The organism is Chryseobacterium arachidis (assembly GCF_900129245.1).
Lineage (GTDB): Bacteria > Bacteroidota > Bacteroidia > Flavobacteriales > Weeksellaceae > Chryseobacterium > Chryseobacterium arachidis.
Genome location: NZ_FQUT01000012.1, coordinates 60,339 through 81,963, shown reverse-complemented (window position 1 = coordinate 81,963; position 21,625 = coordinate 60,339). Strand labels below are relative to the sequence as shown.

Genomic DNA, 21,625 nt, shown 5'->3' with positions numbered 1-21,625 from the left:
ATTTTTTGAATTATATAAATATTATCTACCTTTACTCTTGCATTACCATTAGCCCGATTATGAAATCCACCCACGAGATCGAAGAAAGGGCACTGCTCACTGATTTTCAAAGCGGTGATAGAATGGCTTTTGATAAGATTTTCCGCCTGCACCATGCTTCATTGGTTTTCTTTGCAAACCGACTTATAGTAAATTACGATCAGATTGATGCCCAGGAAATTGTTCTTGATGTGTTCCTGAAGCTTTACGAGCGGAAAGAATCGTTTGAATCCTTAAGCAGCATTAAAGCTTTTCTGTATATATCCACCAAAAATTCCTGCTTTAATGCAATTGAGAAAGAAAAGGTGCGGTTAAAAAGAGTTGAAGGCTTCACAGCAAACTTTGAAGAGCCTGACGAAAACAATATTTTAAGCCAGATCGTACTTTCAGAAGTTTATAAGGAATTATATCAGGCGCTTGAATTACTTCCCGAACAATGCAAGATCATTATGCAACAGCTTATGGAGGGTAAAACTCCAAAAGAAGTCTCACAGGAACTTGACATCAGTGTTAGTACCATCAACAGCCAAAAAGCGAGAGCAATTTCCATCTTAAAAAAACGGCTTTCAGGTGCGGGAATCGCACTTTTATTACTTTATTTCTAAAATTTTCATTTTTTTTCAAATTCTTTTGGACAAGGCACCAAGCTTTTCGGTTTCTATATTAAAAGAAACCAATGGAAGACCAACGGATTTTTGAACAACAATTTATCATCCCCCTTCTAACAAGCTACGTGAGAGGTGAGGAGCTGACTTCTTTGGAGCTGAAAACGATAGAGATATGGATAGATCGGAGTGAAGCCAACAGAGCCGTTTACCTTGAATTAGTGGATAACGAAATATTGGCAAAGAATCTTGTTGATTTTGGTAAACTAAATTCTACTACAGAAGAAAGGCTAAAAAAATTGCACGGCAGGTTGGAGAAAAGCCAGTCCAATTATAAGCGTGTTGTTATTTGGTCATCTGCTGCTGCGGTATTGCTTTTCTTTTCGCTCAGTTTGTTACTATATAGGTATTATCAGTCCACAAATGTTACCAATGAAACGGTCGAGATGGTGGCAACTGATGTTGATCCCGGCAAAGATCAGGCAACATTGACATTTGGTAATGGAATGACCGTAGCGCTGAACGGTAAGGATTTAACAACAGATCAAAGCGGAACATCTTTTCTGGGAGATAAAGCCATTTCAGAAAACACAAATCAAACAGCAACATTATCAACTCCGAGAAAAGGGCAATATAAAACAACGCTTCCCGATGGAACAAAGGTATGGCTGAATGCAGAATCGGAGCTGAAATTTCCGACACAGTTTACCACAGATGAAAGGCTTGTTGAATTAAAAGGAGAGGGGTATTTCGAAGTTGCCCATAATGCAAACAAGCCTTTTATTGTTATTTCAAAAGGACAACGGGTCAAGGTACTTGGAACAAAGTTCAATATCAATTCCTATAGCAACGAAGAGACTACAAAAACTACGCTTATCAGCGGAAGCGTAGAGCTAAGCAATGAAAAAAATACAGCATCCATTAAATTAAAACCTGGTCAGCAGGGGAAACTAAATCAATCCAAATTTACCACAGAATTTGTTGATACAGATATTTTTACTGCCTGGACCACTAATGAGTTTCAGTTTGAAGGAGCGCCACTTGTTGAGGTGCTCCGACAACTGGAGCGCTGGTATGATGTTGATGTCGATTACAGCAACATCCCTAACGTCAGCGTCCACGGAACCATCAGCAGACAGAAGAAACTTTCAAGTGTGCTATACACCCTTGAGAAGATCACGGATTTAAAATTTCAGGTAACAAACGAAAGGAGACTAAAGATTATCCGATAGAACTAAATATAGTAAGTTGTTTCATATGTAGTAGAGCCCAAAAGGAAAAGCCGGAGTCTCGAACACTCCGGCCATTGGGTCTACATTATAAATTTCCAGCAACGAAAATTAAATTTTTAACCCTAACTACAAATGTATGAATTATCATGATGTTTCCAAATGGGAAAACATTCCGCCACCCTCGGCAGAATCCACCCACAGCAGGAAATCCCTGCACATCAGCAAAAAAAGTAAAAAAAGCGTACTGTTTTTTCTACTGGCTCTGAGCTGCTCGGCTACACAGGCACAGCAGATCAGTCTGAATCTGCAGAAAGCTTCTTTGCCTAAAGCTATTGCCGAGATCAGAAAACAGACGAAGTTTGATTTTGCCTATAACAATGAACTGCTCAAAAAAGCAAGTCCCATTACTGTCAATATTAAGAATGGCACCATTCAGGAGATGCTCAGCAAGATGTTTGCTGATCAGCCCATTTCCTATGAGATTGCCGATGGCATTATCATTCTAAAGGAAAAGAAAACAAACAAACCGAATAATCAAACCCCTACCCAGACCCCAACAAAAAAAGAAAATATACAGGGCAGGGTAGTCAGTGAAAACGGTACCCCTTTATCAGGTGCCACCATTCAGGTCAAAGGGACTAATTTCATTACCAGTTCCGACAGTAATGGTTTTTTCGAACTTCCCGACCAATATGAAAATGAAATCATCATTATTTCCTATATAGGTTACACAGCAACCGAGACAAGTTCAAAAAATGCGAAAAACATCACACTGTACACCAATGCTAACAGGATAGATGAAGTATCCGTTGTTGCCAGCGGTTATCAGAGCATACCAAAGGAAAGAGCTACAGGTTCTTTTTCCAAAGTAGATAATGCGACATTCAATAGACAGGTTTCAACGGATGTGATCAGCAGACTGAAGGGTATTGCTCCTTCGATCCTGTTTGATGAGCGGTCAGGCTCCCCGAAACTAACTATACGTGGACAGGCTACGATTTTTGGGAACGATCAGCCGCTTATTGTTGTTGACAATTTCCCTTACGAGGGTGATATCAACAATATCAATCCGAATGATATTGAGGACATCGATATTTTAAAGGATGCTGCCGCAGCTTCCATCTGGGGCGTTCGTGCCGGAAATGGTGTGATCGTCATAAAAACTAAAAAAGGACGAACAGACCAGCCGATGAACATTGGTTTTACCTCAAACCTAACAATAGGACAGAAGCCAGACCTTAACTACATCCCACAGATCAAGCCCACTGATTTCATTGATATTGAAAAAATACTTTTTGAAAAAGGCTACTACAATACCATTATCAGCAATACAGCAAGCAACCGACCCTATTCTCCAGTAGTAAGCATTCTCAACGACCAGAAGAATGGACTAATCACTGAAAAACAAGCAACAAATCAAATTGACCAGCTAAGAAAATACAACCTTAGAGATGACATAAGTAAGTATCTCTACAGAAACAGTATCAAACAGCAGTATGCCCTGAACTTTAACGGAGGTACGAGTAAATACACTTATTATTTCTCTGCAGGTTTCGATAAAAACCAAAATACCGAAAAAGGAAGCGGATTTAGCAGGGTTAGTTTAAACAGCAATCAGGTATTCCGCCCAATCAAAAATCTGGAAATCTCCGCAGGTTTAGCTTACAATCAAAATAATCAATCTACCTCCAATGTTATTTCCATGCTCAACAATATGGGAACCGAATTAATGTATCCATATGCAAGGTTAGTTGATGATAATGGGAATCCGGCTGTAGTTATTAAAGATGCAAGTACTGTTCTAAAAGAAAAAGCACTTACTGCAGGACTGCTAAATTGGGATTTTGTACCACTTCAAGAATTGGATTATCAGAATAACAAATTTAAACAGTCAGAGCTTCGCTTCAATACTTCCATAAAGTATACAATTGTTCCAGTTTTATCTGCTGAAGTACGATTTCAATACGAAAATCAATTAGGACGACGCAGAAACTATTATGATCAGGAGAGTTACTTGATGCGTGATCAGATCAATAGATTTACTACCATTAATAATGGAGTTTTGACTCGTAATATACCATTGGGAGGACGGCTTGATAATACAAATACAGAACTAAATGCATTGAATGGTAGGTTTCAATTAAACTACGATCAACAATGGAATAAACATCAGGTTAATGCGATTGCAGGTTTTGAAGTTCGTGAGACTAAGGCAAATGGAATCAGTTCGAGGCAATATGGTTTTGATCCAAATGTAGGATCAAGCATTTTGGTAGATTATATTACCAGATTTTCGCAATACGGACGGACTGGGACGGCTACGATTTCAAATTTTGATAACTACTCTGGTACAGTCGATCGTATCCGTTCATACTATTTAAACGGAGCCTATAATTATGATCTTCGTTATGTTTTATCTGCGAGTGCACGTATAGATCAATCAAATCTTTTTGGTGTTGAGACCAACCAAAAATCAGTTCCCTTATGGTCAACAGGCTTGAAATGGAATATAAATAAAGAAGATTTCTACCATTTGGATTGGCTTCCACAATTAAGTATCAGATCTACTTATGGAGTCAGTGGAAACATTGATAGAACAACAACAGCATACACTACTGCACGTCTTTCAAGAAACTTATACAACAATTTACCTAATGCCGACCTTGTAACACCTCCCAATAACGAACTTCGCTGGGAGCGGAATAGAATGTTTAATATCGGAGTGGATTTCGCTTCAAAAAACAATAGACTATCAGGAAGTATAGAGTATTTTAACCGTAGGGGAAAGGATCTGATTGGTAACGGAGATATAGATCCTACAACGGGTTTTTCATCTTTTCGTGGAAATGTTGCGAACATGAATGGAAAAGGTGTCGATATTGAGCTTAATTCCTCCAATATCCAAAGCAGAAGCTTTAGCTGGAAAACAACCGCAATCTTTTCTTATGCTAAAGATATTATCACAGCTTACAAGAGACCAACTAGCATTACCAATTTTGTTTCCGATAACAGCATTATTAGAAATCCATCCTTATACAACCCTGTAGTTGGGAGATCTTTGTTTGGTATTTATAGTTATCCTTGGGCGGGATTAGATCCCCAAACTGGTCAGGCTAGAGGTTTTTTAGATGGTCAGCCATCCACACAGTATGCGCAGATAACTCAGCAATTGGCTGAAGATCCTGAGAATAGACTTATTTATCACGGTAATGCGTTAGCTCCATATTTTGGGGCTTTACGAAATATTATAAGTTACAAAAATGTTGAGCTGTCGTTTAATATTACGTACCGTTTTGGTTACTATTTTAAGCGTAATAGTATCATGTATACAGCACTTTATAATAATTACGGTGGGCATGGAGATTATTACAAGAGGTGGCAAAATCCAGGGGACGAGCTGACGACAAATGTTCCTGCGATGGTTTATCCAGGTGTAAACGTTGCTGATCAATATTATCTTAATTCTGAGGTGTTAGTAAGCAAAGGTGATCATATTAGGCTTCAGGATATAAATCTAAGCTACAATCTTGATTCTAAAATATCACAAAAGCTTCATCTTAAAAACTTACGTCTTTTTGGCTATGTAAATAATGTTGCCATGATTTGGAAAGCTAACAAGGATAATTTAGATCCTGATTTTCCAACGAATAAGCCCGTACGGACTTTTGCTGTAGGTCTTAATTGTAACCTTTAATCAGACTACTATGAAAAAGAGAATAAAACTATTGTTACCATTGGCAATGATATTATTTATGCCTTCTTGTTCGAAAGAATGGCTTGAGGAAAAACAAGATATCAAACTGATAGTTCCCACTACACTAAATGATCTGAGTTTGTTAATGAATTCCAGTCAGTTTGTTTATGATGGACGAGGTGCTATGGAGGCTTCATGCGATGATTTTGAATTGACAATGGAGCAATATAATTCACTATGGGACGATTTTGAACGCAAATTATTAACATGGACTGTAGATGTCTTTCCAAAATTAGGCTTGGGAACTAATTACGAAGAGTGGGAACTACCTTATTCTCAAATTCAAAGCTGCAATGTAGCCTTGAATACGCTTGATAAAATTTCCAGAACGGCAACCAATAGTCAGCTTTATGATCGCATAAAGGGGACTGCTTTGTATTTTAGATCAAAAGCCTTTCTTAATCTTGCAATGACCTTTTGTAAATATTACGACGTCACATCAGCAGATAGTGATCTTGGAGTTCCTTTGAAATTAGATATTGATGTAAATGAACCAATTTTTAGAAGTACACTAAAGCATACTTATCAAAGGATTACAGAAGATCTTACCTTGGCTGCAACATTATTACCAAAAGATGCAATATCTGCAACTCATATAACAAATGCTGGTGCATATGCTTTATTGGCAAGAACCTATCTTTATATGAATGACTATAGGAAAGCTTATGATGCTGCTCAAAATTCATTAAAGATTTATTCAGTGCTTGATGATTATAATACTTTTAACATGACTGATGCCAATCCTCTGTTGGGAAAAAGTAAAGAAGTCCACATAATGATTGAAATGACTGTAAGTTATGGGACTGCAGGAAATATGTACTCTTCTATACCCCGTGAGCTATATGAACTTTATGAAGAACATGATCTTAGAAAGGTGCTTTATTTTAAAAGCCAAAATGGAAAAAGTATTTGGTGTGGTGCACCTATAGGTAATAATCTTTCTGGTACAGCGACTAATGAAGTTTTTCTCATCGAAGCAGAATGTGCTGCAAGATTAGGGGAGAGAGAAAAGGCATTAGACTTGCTTAATGCATTGCTAATAAAAAGGTATAAAACGGGAACTTTTAAACCTTTAACTGCAAGTTCTGACTTGGAAGCCCTTGATATAATACTTGCTGAAAGAAGAAAAGAATTGCTAAAAAGAGGGTTACGTTTTCAGGATCTTAAGCGACTTAATAAAGACTCTAGGTATGCCAAAAGTTTGACAAGAACTATTGGCGCAAAAATATATACTCTACCTCCTAATGATGGACGCTATCAACTTCCAATTCCTCAATATATTATTGACTATAACGGTTTAGAACAAAATTGATTAAATCTCGATTAACAAAATATTATGAGAAAAATATTATACTTAGGAACGCTATATTTATTTATAGCTCAGTTTTCCATTGCCCAAAGAAGAACCATAATTAATATAAAATATGAGAATTTTAGAGATTCTGCCATTAGCTTATCATTTCCAATTTATGATGGTAAGTTTTCTTCATACACTGCACGGGATTACGAGTCAACAAGAAACGACGGAAAATTTCATTTTGAATTTCCTTTAGAAGAAACAACAAAAGTATGCATTTACACAAGCACTAAAAACGGTCTCTTGTTTGTCCCTGGTACATTTAATATCATCATAAATCCTGGCGACAGTTTAGATCTTATAGTTCGTGATGATAAAGAAGGATTGAACAATATGGAAATAGGAGGAAGAGGAGCGGAAAAGTTGCTTATGACTAAGCAAGTAACTAAAAAGATGTTGTCAAGCTATGTATTTAAAAAGCCTTACAATAAGCAAAATATTACTGAAAGATATTTAGAAGTTGATAGATCGCTTGATATAATCGATTCAATGTTTAATGAGCACCCTCAAAAAAATACTAGGGACTTTAGGCTAGCAAAAGCGCAGTTGGTTGAGCAAACTCTAGATGCTATTATGCTACAATCAGTAGATCAATATGATGATTCTGTAGCTACATTATTTAACAAATTCATAAAGAATAAGAAACGAATCAATCCACTACTTGACAGCTTAACAATAGATTATTTTGGAGGATTTCGCGTTCTTCCTGCTTATATCTACATATGCAATATGCAGCAATTGGCAACGCGTCATGATTTATTTAGGTACAAGTACCCCCTAGAATATGGTTCCTTGGTTGAAAAAGAATTTAAGGATTTCCCTTTTATAATGAATTATCTACTTTCTGATAATACAATAGCTATTTTTCGTAAAAACTGGTATAGTCAAATATCGAGTGATGCATTTAATTTTTATGAAGCAAAAGTGAATAGGAAAAATCATTATTTTCAGTACGTTTTAAATGAATTTAATAACCTCAAAGAAATTTTAAAACCTGGAAATCATTTTTACAATTTTAATTTGCCAGATACAAATGGTATATATCACAACTTAAGTGATTTACGGGGGAAAGTAGTTATTTTAGACTTTTGGTTCACTGGATGTGGCGCTTGTAAAACGGCTGCATCCGAAGTTACGAAATTAAACAACTTAAAAAATGATAAAATTCAGTTTGTTTCTATTAATGTTGATGAAACATTAGAAAGATGGAAGGCTGGTATAGGTGTATTTTCGATCAGTGGTGCATTACAACTGTACACGGATGGGAAAAGATATGATCATCCTATTATAAAGTTTGCAAAGATTCGAGCATACCCAACATTAATAGTTTTGGATAGAGATGGAAGAATTATTGGAATGCCTCCTCATCCTTATGAAGATCCTAGTGGTTTTGAGAAATATATACTAAATTGTCTATAGTAAGAAAAGAGAGCATAATTAATGCTCTCTTTTCATTGGTGCAATATTTAGTCTTTAACACCTCTTATAATACCTTGACCAGTTGGTAACTGAGTATCTAAGTCATATTCTTGTGCACATACTTGTTGGCTAGGTGAACATGGGTGTGAAACAGGATCATATGCATCTCCCATTGATCCATCGGAATTACGGTAAAAAATTCCAGTCGCATCTTCGTTTACTGTATTCGCCGGAGCAAATGAAAATGCTGCGAATGATCCAATTGCAAGTGCTGCAACTCCAAATGTTAATCTTAAATTTTTCATGATAATGGTTGCTTTTATAAATCAAAAAGCTAAACTTTAATTTTGCCTACTCTGAGTTCAGGTTTTCGGCTTCCCCTGTTTTTATGGTTATTAGTTTTTAGCTTATGTGGTCTGAATACCGCTGTGTGGGGTTCGCCTTTGCGAAAAGAAAGCCACCAGACCAATGATGTTGATCGCCATTACACCAAAATTGAAATAAAGCTGATCGTTCCAGTTCATACCTCTTAAAACTGCAATGCAGGAACAGGGAATACTTGGCGCAAATTTTAAGATGTAAACAAGATATCCTGTATACAGGGTAAGGATGCAAAAGGAAGTAAGTAATCCTATCTTTTTCCATTTCTTATTCAGCAACATAATTATAAGTCCTAAGTGTATTGCCTGTAAAGCATAGGGTAGGATAGATCCTCCTAATGACAATATATAGGCTCCTTTGATTTGTCTGTTGAATGTGTCAAAATCAAAGATCTTGCTGGCAAAGGTAAACGCCCACACTAGTATTAAAATAAATACAATCACTTCTGAAATGATATTCTTTGCACGCATAGTTTTTAGTTTTAGATTTTTAATTTGGTTAGGATAAATCCTGAAATAGGGAAAACCGAGCCTGGGTTCGAATTTTCATAATACCAAATGTAGAACCGCATTATGTGACGATGCAAGAACAAGTTGTCCTAATTATCTTCCAGATCATGTCCTAAATTGTTCGCACTTTGTTGTCTCCATTGATCCTTATCTTTTTGTGGTGGATCTATAATTTCATTACCGTTTTCGTCCAGCTTTAAATTTGAACCTGCGTGAACAGAATCATTAGTAGATTTATTAGTAAGCAGTACTGCTGCCTCTTTTGCCGCCAAAATGTTATGATTTGGTATTATATCTGCTTCGCTTTCTCTGCAGGAGAATACTGTGCATAATGCATAAATGATTATTGAACTTGAGATAATCTTTTTAGATGTTTTCATTGTAAAAAATTTTAGGATTACCTCGGCCGAGATGAATCGATTTCTGACAGCCAAATTATCAGTCTCCGTGGAGCTAAGAAACTATATGTGGTCTCAGATTTCTCACGGACATGTGAATATAATACCATGTGTGAGTGTTAAATAATTGAAAAAAAATAATCTACAATTTTGAAAAAAAATGACATTTTTAAAGTTGCAAATAAGTGTATCTAAACACGCAAACCTGTCTTAGTTTCCTCGGACAGTGAATTAAAACTTATTTTACAAAGATTTAATTACCACAAAATCAGTATTTTAAATAATGGGTTTTCTATATACGGATAACCGTTGCTTTGGCATTAGGAAAAATTCTTAATTTTATGCTAATTCTTACCAATGAAGCCTTTATTTTACCACCTTTTATTAATCTTACCATTATTTTTATGTCAACCGATATTTGCACAGAAAAAAATTCTGAGTGATTATTACCTCATTCAAAGGCAGTATGAAAATCTTTCAGAGAATGATGAAACTGCATTACCCTTTGTACAAAAGCGGATCTCTAAGGCAAAGAGAGAAAAAAATAATCTGCAATTGTATATTGGTTATAAAGATGCCAGATATCACTCAGCCAATCCTTTTAAGAAATTAAAATATGCCGATAGTACGATATACACTGCAAATAAAATGAGGGATGATAGTTTAATAAGTAGTGCTTATTTGAGCAAGGGGATTGTATATTATTTTAATTTCAAAAAATATAAGCTAGCATTAGATGAATATTTAAAGGCTTTTGACAAGACAAAAAGTTGTAAGGATCTTTATTATAAAAATAAGATAAACTATCATATTGGAGTGGTTCGAAGCTATATGGGTTACTATAAAGATGCCCTATCAGATTTTGAAGATGCCAGAAAATTTTTTGAAAGAGAGATTAAGAAGGATTTGCACCCAAATCTGATGTTTGGAAACCGACGTGGTTATTATAATACCCTTCATCAAATGGCGGTTTGCTATAGAAATTTGAATAATCAAAAAAAAGCCGATTCATTGATTGATTTAGGACTTTCAAGTACCTTAAACAATGCAGACTTTAAGCAGGAATATAGTTACTTTTTGAAAGAGCAGGGAATTAATAGATTCAACAGAAAAAATTTTAGAGGTGCAATAGAATCGATAAGAGGATCATTGCCTAATCTTAAAGAAGTAAATGATTTTGCATGGCTGACAATTTGTTATTCTTATTTGGGAAAATCCCATTGGAAATTAAACAATATTGATGAAGGTATCAAAGAATTTGAGAAAGTCGATTCAATTTTTAATAAACACAACTTTGTACTTCCTGAAGTCCGTAAGGTCTATGAAAATCTGATAGACTATTATGAAGCCAGGGACAATTCCACAAAGGTACTTTATTATATGAAACAGCTTTTGAAAGTTGATAGTGTTCTAGACCAGGATTTCTTTTATCTGTCCTCCAAAATACTTCGTGACTATGATACAACAAAACTGTTGCGTGAGCAAAATAGGATTGAAAGTATGGCGTCTTTTAAACGGTGGGCGTATTTTACTATTTTAATCGTAGTTCTCGTTGGCGGTTTCTACTGGCTTGTGCTTTATCGCTCTCGAAAAAAGTCTTCAGGCAAGAGCACCTTTTTGGGAATAGACTTTGGCGGACAGGTCCCAAAAACTATGGAGGAAGGTACTTACAGAATCAGACATTACAATAAATCAGATCTTAGTTCCGAGATTGTAGACCATATTCTTTTTAGTTTAGAAAACTTTGAAAAGAATAAAGAATATCTTCAAAGCAGTATTACATTAGGGACTTTGGCGGAAAGGTTACAATTGACAGAAAAGAACTTATCCTCGGTAATTAATGAACATAAGGGAGCGAGTTTCAATCGTTATCTAAGTGAACTCAGAATTGCTTTTATAACTGACAAACTTATTAACGAACCTAAATATCTAAAGTATTCTAGCGCAGCGTTAGCAAGAGAGTGCGGTATAGCATCAAGATCCAATTTTTCAGCTTTATTCCGAGAAATAAATGGAATTACTTTCAATGAGTTCATCAAAAAACAAAGAGATGAGTTGAATGATTTTGATCTCAAAAGAACTACACAATAACATAAATCTGACTTGTGGGTATTCTAATTATTAAAGTCTAAAATTGACAAATTATATGCTGTATTACCTAACTTTTAAGTATTGAGAGTAATACTTTATTTGAATCTGAAAAAATATATTATATATGGGAAATTTAATCCTCACTCTTGTGTCCATCATAGTTTTGCTTATTATGAAGTTTGAAAGTTCCGTGACCAATAAAGAAGTTCTGCAGAAGATGGAAAATTTGCATCTGAAAGTTAGAGATCAAATGTTGATTATAGTCAACAATCCTTACAGTGCAAATAAGAAAGTTATTCAGAATTGGATTTTAGCCTTATTTGTCGGGCTTGCAATTGTGAATTATTTCAGCATGCTTATTTTTGGTGCTAATTCACCAAAGAATCCATTGAAAAATGAGATAATCTTTTCATACTCGATCGTTGGAACCTTTATTGTTTTCGCCAGCCTCAATAGACGAGATTTGGTCAAAATGCTTCCATTATTAGTAATTTCGGTCGGAATAGGGATCTATTTTATGCATACAGGAATGGCTTTATATGGTATTGCCAATCCACTTAGAAATGATTTTCATTTCAGTCCTTACTTTGCGGATTCAATTATCATTTTTGCCGGTATTATGTTACTTATGATTACTATTTTATTGGTATATTCCGCTCGATTATTTTGTAATCTCCTATACTTCGTACTGCAGAAAATCCTTAAATTAAGTTTACATTATTCGCCGGAAAAACCAATAAGAATACTTATGTTATTTCTCAGTATTTTAACAATATTAATAGGCGCTTTAATACCTTTATTTTTATAAACGCATACTTTCCAACCATCCAAGCTTTGAAAAAAGAACCAATTAGCCAGGAAAATTTAGTCTGAGTTTTTAACTGTTTGGCATAATTGAAATTTTATTGAAATATATTTGCACAAGGATAATGCCTATTATGAATTATTATCTCATCAACAACTATTGATATTGAATCCATAAAGAATGAAACATCACTTTGGCGACTTTTTAGACAGAACAGGCGACTACTGGACGACAATTCCAAATAGAGAAAGATTTGCATTTATTGCTGACTTTGAAATCGGTAATAAGGACGAAGTAGAAATATTAACAATAAGCAAGACCCAAGATAAAAATCATTGGCAGCAAATTTTTGACTGCCCAAATCTTGAAGAACTGACGCTGCACGACCCAAGTAAAGAACAAGTTCAAGCAATTAGGAGATTGGCAAAAATAAAGCGTTTGAGGGTAACCTTCTTTAGAGCAAACGATATTGAATTTATCGGCGACCTACATAATTTAGAAGAATTAATTCTCGAATATGTCTCAGGATTTTCAGATTTGACGCCACTGTCAAAATTACCAAAACTAAAATCTGTACATTTTGAAAATCTTCGTAAAGTTTCGAATTTTGACGGACTAAAAGGATCGAGCAGTTTGCGCTATTTACATATCGATGGCACATTTGATTGGAACCAACCTATTGACAATTTTGATTTTTTGGGCGGACTTCCGAATCTCGAAGTATTTTCATTGGGTGGGATTACGAGCAAAGCACCATTCCCTGCACTCACATCAGTTTTGACTTTAGAAAAATTAAAAAAAATTAAAATTGGAAGGAATACGATTCCAACCCAAGAGTTCGCATTTTTGGAACGGGCTTTACCAAACGTTGAAGGTGCAAAAAAAGAAATTTACCGTAGATTTTCTTATCATAGCATAAAGTTGACAAAAGAAGATTTTCGTTTTCAACTATCGGACGAAATAATCAAAGAAAGACATCCAGAGGTTAGAATAATTTATAACGGAACAAGAGAAGTAGATGACCCAAGTTCAGAATGTTTTGAGTTTTTAGGAAAAGGAGCTGGACGTGTAAAGTGTAATAATCCACAAGCTGACCAGAAAATCGAAGAATTCAGACAGAAATATGAACAATATAAAATTGAAGTAGACAAGATTATCCAAAGCTACTTTGAATAAAAAAGGATTGATTCTAGATCTCTCTGGTCTCAAAAAACAATAAAGAAGGAAATAGTATGATTACTACAAAAATTCTTAAAAAGGCTTTCTAAAGGAAGGGCGTTCCACCACATTGTCAGAATCAGCCAGGATTTTGGTAATCATATTTATATTAAAGATAAAAATAAAGACAAATGGATTTTCCACAAAGAGATTTAACACATATTATAGAAAGACAGGCTCTAGAAATCTTAACTCAACAATTACCTAAAGAGTGGATAGTTCGTGAGATGACCGAAAGAGATTATGGGGTTGATTTATACGTTGAAATAATAAGGGAAGATAAGAAAGTAACTGGAGATTTAATTGCGATTCAGGTAAAAGGAAAAGAGAAGTTAAAAATTGATGCTGACGGTAAGTTTAAATTTTACACAATTAAAAAATCAACATTAAATTACTGGCTTAATCTTCCTGTTCCAGTTTTTTTTGTTGTGGTTTGTATTGAGAGCGAACAGTCATATTGGTGCAATGTTCGTGATGCAAATAGAACGGATAAATTTATAAAGGGCGCATCTGAAACTTTATATACTGAAATACCGAAAGAACAAAATTTATCAAAGAATGGATTAATTCTATTTCAGTTTAACTATCTGCGAGAAAAACGCTGGGGTGCTGTCGAAAATGCCATGGAACAGTCTCTTATGCTTTTCAACTCTTTCGGACCATTTATACTAATGTGTAAGAGAAAATCCGATTCACAACTTTGTTCAACTACAATTCAATATATTCTTCTTCAACATTACGAATATTTTTACCTACTATCAAGATATATTCTAGGGAAAAAGCCTAAGGCAATTTCAGAGTGGTATGACATCAAGATACTTGAACTGCAAAAGCACCCCAACCGTAAAGGCATTACATTCTCGTATAAAGTGGTTAAACAGGTCATTAAATATTTTGCCTCTGATTATCGGGAGGCTGTTCGACAAGTTAATTTGTTGGTTATTAAGTATTACCCGACCTACTACCAACAAAGATTTCCATATTTATATGTGCATCTTAAACTTCGCCCACTGACATTCGTTCATTCGGATTGGTTCGCAAGATACTATAACGACGAATATGAAAACGATACAATGAATATAGAAAAGAAGTACTTTGATGACTTTACGGATTATGACGATTATGATTTAATAGACGACTTAAATATATGAGAACTTTATTAATTTATTTAGCTAAAAATTTAATAAAGAAACGATTATTTCAATCAACTATATAAGGTTAATGCACATTTAAAGAATGAAAAATGTTATCAGGTGGATCTCAATCATTTCTTATTCATTAATCATTTTCGCAGGATGGATGAGTGGAATTCCATTTATAATATGGTTAGTATTTTCAGCTTTTGACTTTGGAAGTATTGACCAGTTATTTGCCGTATTTGGACTTGTAGGAATTTTTTTAAATCTCATTAAAGGTAAAACCAGGATTGATATTACTATTGTAAGTTTCGTACTTATGTTATCACCAATCATTAGCAGATTGGTACAAGTTCCACTTGAAATGTTCAACTATCTAGCATTTCAAATTCCTTTTGCTATTTTTATCATAACGTACTTAACCTATATAATTATTAATGCAAGAGAAAATATAGCGTCCTGTAAGAATTGAGGAGGTATGGAAAGATAATGATTGGGGTAATTTATCTCGATTGGAAATATAAATCTTAGCCAGCAATTTTTGCGAAGCATTTACGGGATACTTCCGTATCCCCTGACAAAGCCCGCAATGGCTGGAAATTGAACGGGTGAGTGCTTGCTTTTAGCCATTGCATCCGCTTTTCCGCCAAAAGCCAACGGCTTTTGGCCGCGGCAGTTTTTAACTGCCAACGGGTATTCCTTGTGACCTGAAATTTTGGAGGTTGAGAAAAAATCCCCTGTGTTCTGTCATTCCTGTTTTGAATAGATTCCAAAGGAGGGAAGCCCCCAAATGTGCGATTGTACTGTTTATAAAGAGATCCTGTTTCAGTAATGATTCCGCAAGCGAACAGCTTGGTGTATTGTCCTGTTGTTCTGAACTCTTTAAAGCTGTTCCGTATTCTGAAACGATAGAAGGTAGCTGACTAAATGTTTTGAACTTTTTTGATGTGGGTTGCTCTATCTTTCCGATTGTGGAAAGTATGCCCTGTCCTGTAAATTTTGTGTTTCCCAAATCAAGCCAATATTTTACTTTGTCCCTGTGATTTCCGTAGCCCTTGCTCAATTTATTCAGTATCTCCGCGATTTCAAATCTTGATGCCACAGTATCTGTGCAGGATATGTAAATTGATGCAGCTGAGTTTTCGGGGATATTTCCATGTGAGTCAGATTCAAACTTTTTAGTAACAGCTTTCCAATTGGTTCCAGACCAACGGTTCAGACGGTTAATAATTGCCTGTGCTTTGTAGAGACCTTTTTCTGATTCTGCGAACCGCTGTCTGCCCACGTTGGCAGATGTAATCATATCATCATCCCAAAGATGAACATCCAATCCGGGATGTTCAAGCTCCAATAAGCTATGATTAATTTCCATTAATGCTGTCATTAATTTGGAACCTGTTCCGCCTGCGCCGATTACGATCACTCGGATAGGGTTGGTCGGAGATGCAAGATAATTGTCCAAAAAATGGATATTGGTTTTTGTCGTTTTCATAACAATATATCTTTAAGTTTTTTATTGGTTTTAATGAGCATATCCGTAGGAAACTGTTTATCTGTATCGATCAGGCTTTCCCACAAGAGTACACAATTTCCATTGACGGGATTGTGATCAGCCATCAAATGGGAGAAATAGCTGTTAAAAAAGTAGTTTTCCCAAAGAGACATTAATTCTTTTAAAGAACCTGTTTCGGAAGTATTGATACTTACCGTTCCCATGCACACTGAGCCATCCTGATAGATATTAAAAAATGGTGCGTAATGGAGGTCAGATTTTAGAGTGGGTTTTCTGTTTGATGCAAGAGCAAATATTTGCAAAGAATCTTTATCCGCTTTCCATACCAATGGCGGAACGTTAGCCTTACCTGATTTAATACCGAGACCGTCACTAAAATGAAGCTGTTTTAACTGCGATTTTGTGTACCAGATAATTGCTGATTTCTTTGCATCAAAAGAAAGGACATTATTTTGTAAAATGCCATCGGACTTTAAAAGGTTGATTTTATCCTCATCAACCTGTAAAGCAGTTGCCAATCTCTTGGCTGCTTCTGTTGAAAGCGGATGCGGATTTACGGGCTTTCCGTCTTCCATATCGAAATGTTCTACATAGGTTTCATTTAATGCTCCGTCGTTCTGATAAAATACCAAAGCAGTAGTAGGGTAGAAGTAACTGCGGAAGCTGTTTGTAATATCTTTCATAAGTTCAAGTTTTATAATTTGTGTTCCTGCCACAATATGATAAGGTCATTGATCGAATTAAAAACTTTGTCTTCAAAATCAAAGTTCTCATTATCTTTTTTCCCATCAATTGGTACAAAACGTGTTGGTTCGTCCATTTCACAGTATTCCTGAAATTCGGAATTTGCCGTATCTACGATGGTATCAAATAAGTTTCCTCTTATGGAAGCGCAAAAAGATAAATAGTCGTCGAGCATGATCGGTCGCTGATCTTCTTCAGATTCTTCCCTAAGTTGCAATGGGTAGTAATTGCGGTCAATGCGCAAATTTGGAAATTTGTTGTAAAGCTCAAAGAATGAATTGGCTACTAAAAGTGCCTGATTTTCAAAATCATCTTTTGGATTAAGTTTTTTCAAACGTTTATCGAATTGCTGTAGATTATTCGGGTCGGTAATCAAATCTTTCATCAAGTCACCAATCTCTTTTGCTTCGTTCATTTCGGATAGGCTTTCTTCCTGTTCTTCATCTTCAAGAATCCAATTTTCCAGCATTTCATAAATTGAAAAAAGGTAGCAGTTATCAATTCTATAATATGAAACTCCGAGTACTTGGAATAGATAGGCATAGACAGATAAAAGCAACTGACCAACTTCTTTACTTTTACTTTTCTGCAATACTGTATAAAGTGGAATTACGGGGATATAGTACAATGAATGCCCTGTATCATAGCGTCTTTCTTTTGCAAAATAGGTTTTGTTTTCATGATGTATTAACCTGATCTCTTTCCAATCCTGTTTATGCTGTTTCATCTGACTTCTGACCTCAGCTATTGATTCCGAAAGATTGTAGGGAAATGGTATATCTGTACAGTCCTGTAAGGTCAGTTCAAATTTTTTGGAGAGATTGGAAAGGGATTTAAAAAAGTCCCTTTCCAATTTACTTTTATTACAATCCTCTACAATTTCAGGCTCCTGCAATCTTGGATAAAACTGCACTTTCAGAAAGGCATTGGAAGCATCTGTGGGGGAACAGACTTTTTCCTGTCCTTTCGGATTTCGCCCGCATCTTTTGGACGTTGCATCCATTTCGCAAATGCGGCTAACTGATACAGTAGCTGTTGCTCTGCCTTTTCTTGTGGCATTTTTACTGTTGGTGGATATTTGTTTAGCATGACTCATTTTGATTATTTTTTTGTTAACCTTTCGTACCGATCACAGTTTCAAACCTGTACTGCACCGTATCATCTTTAATGACAGGACGGGAAATTTTTGCAGTGGTCAGCACAGGATAATTATTGGAATAAAAATTCAGTACCGCCTGAACGCTCCATTTTGGCGCAGGGTCATCCAAAATAATTTCCTGTTCTTTCTCTTTTAAAATAAATACTCTCTGAAGTGTTGTTTGTAGTAACATAATGATTGCTTTTTGTGTTATTCCTGTATTTCTTGTTCCTCTGTGTTCTGCGCATTGTTAAAAAGACTTGGCGCAAATTCCCGTTCATAGATTTCCTGTTTGTTCCTGATCTTCTCCGCATGCTCGGGAAAGTCGCTGACTTTAGGAAGTGCAGACCATGCTTCCTTATATTTTCCCTCTGCTTCATAGGCATCCGCTTTTAGCATAGCTTCCGTATATTTTCGGCTTTTGGAATCTCCCTCTTTTTTATGCTTATCGTTTTTTCCCTTTTCCATTGCTGAACTTGCTTTTGCATGTTCCAATTGTAGCATGAAACTTTCCATGTTTGATAGTATACCATCAGCAGTCTGCATGGGTTTTTTGATACACTGAATAAATTCGTTATCCAATTCTTCGGGAGTTCCCGTAAGGTTAAAAGGGGGTATGATATTTTTTGCCTTATCCGAACAATTTTCATTCTCGATCAAGATAGAAACGATGATCGTACTTTCGGTTGCTTTGGCTATGGTTAGCATCAATTTGCTGTTAATGTCCATTTGTGCTATCTGTCTGAAAAAATTAGCTGTTTCCATAATAATTTATTTTTCTGTCGCTTACTGATTGTGTTATATAGTCCTCTGAAAATCCATTTTCCCTGAGCTCTGTCTCATAGGCTTTCATTTCCCTGTTGAAAGTTTCGGTTCCTTCTTCTCCTGTCAAATAGAGTTTATGAACCCGTTTTTCTTTCAGTGCTTTTGTGATGGTATTGTACAGTTCTTTAATGTGCCTGCGCTGATCGGATAGTTTTCTGTTGTCCTTTGCAAACATTTGGTACTGTGAAAGAATTTCCAGATAAATGAAGGCTTGCGAAATATTGGATTTTTTGAAGTTCTCTACAAACCTGTTATAAAGCCAATCCGAGAATTTGTATTTTGAATGAATGTCCATGTCTTAATTTTTTACTATTTCTATTTTCTCCTATCTCGTTTGCTCTAACTTGATATTGATAAGTTTCTGTGAACCGAACAGCATATAAATGGCGTGTTTCAGTTCCTGACTGCACTGCTCCTGATAAGTATAATGTATCACCGAGTGAATGGTAAACAGTGCATCATATCCGTCAAATAACTGATCCCTGAAAGTTCTTTTATTTCTGTAAAGTCTTGTACCATTTCTGCTGTACCTACGTTGAAAGTTGTCGATAAAATTAAACCATTGATCTGCGCTGATATGCTGTTCAGTCCATTCGTTAAAAACCTGTTCAATGTTGCTGATAAATAATTCAGCTTCCTTTTTAAAAAACTCTGTCAACGCTTTTAGTTCGTCGGGAAATAGCCGTGCAAGTAAATAGGCTCTTTCGAGGTTATTCATTTGATGTAATGGTTTCATTTTTAGAAATTTTTAGATTTTTACAAGTTTTTAATCTCTTCAATCCTGTAAGGTCTAATTAGGTGGCAGGCTTGTATAGTTCTGCCACCTTTTTTTGATCTAGTTAAACTGAAAAATATCTGCTCCGATTTTCTCAAAAGAGGTGCAAAGTTCAAATGCTTTCTGCGTTTTCAGTTGTGCTGTACCGCCCAGAACAATGCTCTGTACTTTGGCTTCCGAACTCTTGTACTTCCGGACATTCTGAAAATATCCCGTTACTGCGTTGTACGCCCCGAAAAGGGTTCCTTTGGTGGTTTCCATCAGTTGGGTGTCGTTGATCATGGCGTATGCGAATGCTTCGTCAACGGTATTTTTGAACATGGTTGACAGTTCATCGTTTGCGCCTTTTTTGAGCAGATCAAACGTTTCCTTGTTTGGGCAGAGTGCCAACTGGATCAGCTTGCGCACTTCGCTGTCCTTTACCCTGATGTTTGCCCAACTGTTAAAAATGCCGTCCATCTGCGTGGTCATAGAATTTGCCATTCCCATTACCTTGTGGGCATCGCTCAGGCGTTGTTTTGCCCCTGCGGTGTGTTTGATGCGCACGACGTTGCTCATTGTTCGGAGTGATGCGTTCAGGGTGTTCTGACAGACAATGCGGATAGGGGTAAAGGCTGCTGTTATACTTCCGCTACCATCGTGGGAGGTGGTCAGGAAGATATATTTTTCGATCACGTCGTCTGATTTGCCGATACGGATATAGTTCGGGAGTTTTGCGGTGATGAATATGCGCTCACCCTGACCGAGTGCGCCCGCTGTTTCGTACAATATCCCACTTCCACCTCCTACGATAGAATCAAAGAATGTAAATGCATCTTTATTCTGCACGATATGATAGTCTTTACCCACCACGCCCAAAACTGTATTATTGTCGGTACGGATATTGGCGAAATAGTTGGGAACTTCAAGTTCCATATCCTGCAATACGATACCGTCCGCAATCTGTACGATTCCCGAGCCTTTTGTAAACAACGGGCTTTTTTCTACCTCGTAATCGAGTCCTGCGTGTCTGATGGCTTCTGCGCTTGTGGGATAGTCTTCAACGATCTGCCCGAGTCCGTGCCATGCTTTTTCCTTTACGCTGAAAAATGAATACTTACCTGTTTTGCTGTTGAAATTTAAATTATGTGCCATGATTTCTGATTTTTAAATTGTTCTGTAATTGGATGAATTTGATTAATTGAAAAGGTCGGTTCTAAAATGGTAGATCGTCATCGTCCGAAGTCCTTGCCGTCACTGTGGCGGTCTTGCTTTTTTTACCTGCTGTAGTAGCCGGTGCGGTTTGCTGTTGTTCCCTCGTGGCAGGTCTCCCGAGCGGTTTGATGGTGGAGGTGTGGAAGTTGATTCCTGCTCTTGCCGTTCCGTCTGCTGTTATCCATGCCCTTGCGCTGATCCGTCCTGAGAGTTCAACCAATAGTCCTTTTTCAAGAAAAGCCACTGCTTTGGGAGTTAGCCAATAGGAGCAGTCAATGAATGCGGTCTGCTCAATACGTTCCCCAGCTTTGTTCTTGTAGCTGTCGTTCACTGCGATAGAGAAGTTTACCACTTCCTTTCCGTTTGCTGTTGTGCTGACTTCTGCGTTTTTTGTCAGCCTTCCGATAATGTTCATAATCGTCTGTTTTTGAGTTATACAATCCTGTTAAGCTTCCTTTCTTTCCTGTGCTGCCCGAGCCTCGGCCCCAAATC

The 21,625-nt window shown here is 36.4% G+C and carries 21 protein-coding genes; 9 read left to right on the top strand and 12 right to left on the bottom strand.

What is annotated here, in order from left to right; genetic code table 11:
* The first annotated feature begins 59 nt into the window (after positions 1 to 59).
* The 5 genes from BUA89_RS17770 to BUA89_RS17750 all read left to right on the top strand — a co-directional run bounded on the left by BUA89_RS17770 (position 60) and on the right by BUA89_RS17750 (position 8,406).
* Positions 60 to 644, top strand: a complete 585-nt coding sequence (locus tag BUA89_RS17770) for a sigma-70 family RNA polymerase sigma factor (RefSeq protein ID WP_072961531.1) — start codon at positions 60 to 62, stop codon at positions 642 to 644.
* A 71-nt stretch (positions 645 to 715) separates the two neighbouring features.
* Complete coding sequence (locus BUA89_RS17765; protein WP_072961528.1) at positions 716 to 1,876, top strand: FecR family protein; 1,161 nt, start codon at positions 716 to 718, stop codon at positions 1,874 to 1,876.
* Between the two features lie 136 nt (positions 1,877 to 2,012).
* The gene (locus BUA89_RS17760; RefSeq protein WP_072961525.1) at positions 2,013 to 5,570 is read left to right on the top strand and encodes a SusC/RagA family TonB-linked outer membrane protein; all 3,558 of its coding nucleotides are present in this window, start codon (positions 2,013 to 2,015) and stop codon (positions 5,568 to 5,570) included.
* Between the two features lie 10 nt (positions 5,571 to 5,580).
* The gene (locus tag BUA89_RS17755; RefSeq protein WP_072961522.1) at positions 5,581 to 6,942 is read left to right on the top strand and encodes a RagB/SusD family nutrient uptake outer membrane protein; all 1,362 of its coding nucleotides are present in this window, start codon (positions 5,581 to 5,583) and stop codon (positions 6,940 to 6,942) included.
* A gap of 24 nt (positions 6,943 to 6,966) precedes the next feature.
* Positions 6,967 to 8,406, top strand: coding sequence for a TlpA family protein disulfide reductase (locus BUA89_RS17750; RefSeq protein ID WP_072961519.1), 1,440 nt, complete (start codon positions 6,967 to 6,969; stop codon positions 8,404 to 8,406).
* Between the two features lie 47 nt (positions 8,407 to 8,453).
* On the opposite strand, the gene BUA89_RS17745 is transcribed toward BUA89_RS17750, so the two are convergent.
* The 3 genes from BUA89_RS17745 to BUA89_RS17735 all read right to left on the bottom strand — a co-directional run bounded on the left by BUA89_RS17745 (position 8,454) and on the right by BUA89_RS17735 (position 9,676).
* A complete protein-coding gene (locus BUA89_RS17745; RefSeq protein WP_072961516.1) occupies positions 8,454 to 8,711 on the bottom strand; it encodes a hypothetical protein in 258 nt (85 codons plus the stop codon).
* A 102-nt stretch (positions 8,712 to 8,813) separates the two neighbouring features.
* Positions 8,814 to 9,257 (bottom strand): MauE/DoxX family redox-associated membrane protein, encoded by a 444-nt coding sequence (locus tag BUA89_RS17740; protein ID WP_072961513.1) that lies wholly within the window; start codon positions 9,255 to 9,257, stop codon positions 8,814 to 8,816.
* A gap of 128 nt (positions 9,258 to 9,385) precedes the next feature.
* Positions 9,386 to 9,676: a hypothetical protein gene (locus tag BUA89_RS17735; RefSeq protein WP_072961510.1), complete on the bottom strand. Its 291-nt coding sequence runs from the start codon at positions 9,674 to 9,676 to the stop codon at positions 9,386 to 9,388.
* Between the two features lie 375 nt (positions 9,677 to 10,051).
* Between BUA89_RS17735 and BUA89_RS17730 the strand changes: the two genes are divergently transcribed.
* The 4 genes from BUA89_RS17730 (at position 10,052) to BUA89_RS17715 (ending at position 14,959) form a co-directional block, all read left to right on the top strand.
* Positions 10,052 to 11,785: a helix-turn-helix domain-containing protein gene (locus tag BUA89_RS17730; RefSeq protein WP_072961506.1), complete on the top strand. Its 1,734-nt coding sequence runs from the start codon at positions 10,052 to 10,054 to the stop codon at positions 11,783 to 11,785.
* Between the two features lie 124 nt (positions 11,786 to 11,909).
* Positions 11,910 to 12,593, top strand: coding sequence for a hypothetical protein (locus BUA89_RS17725; RefSeq protein WP_072961503.1), 684 nt, complete (start codon positions 11,910 to 11,912; stop codon positions 12,591 to 12,593).
* Between the two features lie 177 nt (positions 12,594 to 12,770).
* Complete coding sequence (locus BUA89_RS17720) at positions 12,771 to 13,766, top strand: leucine-rich repeat domain-containing protein (RefSeq protein WP_072961500.1); 996 nt, start codon at positions 12,771 to 12,773, stop codon at positions 13,764 to 13,766.
* 173 nt (positions 13,767 to 13,939) lie between these two features.
* Positions 13,940 to 14,959, top strand: a complete 1,020-nt coding sequence (locus BUA89_RS17715) for a DUF4365 domain-containing protein (RefSeq protein WP_072961496.1) — start codon at positions 13,940 to 13,942, stop codon at positions 14,957 to 14,959.
* A 664-nt stretch (positions 14,960 to 15,623) separates the two neighbouring features.
* Here BUA89_RS17715 and BUA89_RS17705 read toward each other — a convergent pair.
* The 9 genes from BUA89_RS17705 to BUA89_RS17665 all read right to left on the bottom strand — a co-directional run bounded on the left by BUA89_RS17705 (position 15,624) and on the right by BUA89_RS17665 (position 21,548).
* Positions 15,624 to 16,436, bottom strand: a complete 813-nt coding sequence (locus BUA89_RS17705; protein WP_072961489.1) for a PRTRC system ThiF family protein — start codon at positions 16,434 to 16,436, stop codon at positions 15,624 to 15,626.
* Positions 16,433 to 17,140, bottom strand: a complete 708-nt coding sequence (locus BUA89_RS17700) for a PRTRC system protein B (RefSeq protein ID WP_072961705.1) — start codon at positions 17,138 to 17,140, stop codon at positions 16,433 to 16,435. Before BUA89_RS17700 ends, BUA89_RS17705 begins: the two co-directional genes overlap by 4 nt.
* An 11-nt stretch (positions 17,141 to 17,151) precedes the next feature.
* Positions 17,152 to 18,297, bottom strand: coding sequence for a hypothetical protein (locus BUA89_RS17695; protein WP_143152383.1), 1,146 nt, complete (start codon positions 18,295 to 18,297; stop codon positions 17,152 to 17,154).
* Positions 18,298 to 18,313: 16 nt separating this feature from the next.
* Positions 18,314 to 18,532, bottom strand: a complete 219-nt coding sequence (locus BUA89_RS17690; RefSeq protein WP_072961486.1) for a PRTRC system protein C — start codon at positions 18,530 to 18,532, stop codon at positions 18,314 to 18,316.
* Between the two features lie 17 nt (positions 18,533 to 18,549).
* The gene (locus BUA89_RS17685; RefSeq protein ID WP_072961483.1) at positions 18,550 to 19,104 is read right to left on the bottom strand and encodes a PRTRC system protein E; all 555 of its coding nucleotides are present in this window, start codon (positions 19,102 to 19,104) and stop codon (positions 18,550 to 18,552) included.
* Positions 19,091 to 19,459, bottom strand: a complete 369-nt coding sequence (locus tag BUA89_RS17680) for a hypothetical protein (protein WP_072961480.1) — start codon at positions 19,457 to 19,459, stop codon at positions 19,091 to 19,093. The genes BUA89_RS17685 and BUA89_RS17680 overlap by 14 nt, the downstream gene beginning before the upstream one ends.
* 30 nt (positions 19,460 to 19,489) lie before the next feature.
* Positions 19,490 to 19,900, bottom strand: coding sequence for a hypothetical protein (locus tag BUA89_RS17675; protein ID WP_072961477.1), 411 nt, complete (start codon positions 19,898 to 19,900; stop codon positions 19,490 to 19,492).
* Between the two features lie 99 nt (positions 19,901 to 19,999).
* Positions 20,000 to 21,073, bottom strand: coding sequence for a DUF932 domain-containing protein (locus tag BUA89_RS17670; protein WP_072961474.1), 1,074 nt, complete (start codon positions 21,071 to 21,073; stop codon positions 20,000 to 20,002).
* 61 nt (positions 21,074 to 21,134) lie between these two features.
* On the bottom strand, positions 21,135 to 21,548 hold the full coding sequence (locus BUA89_RS17665) for a single-stranded DNA-binding protein (RefSeq protein ID WP_072961471.1): 414 nt from the start codon (positions 21,546 to 21,548) through the stop codon (positions 21,135 to 21,137).
* Positions 21,549 to 21,625 lie beyond the last annotated feature (77 nt).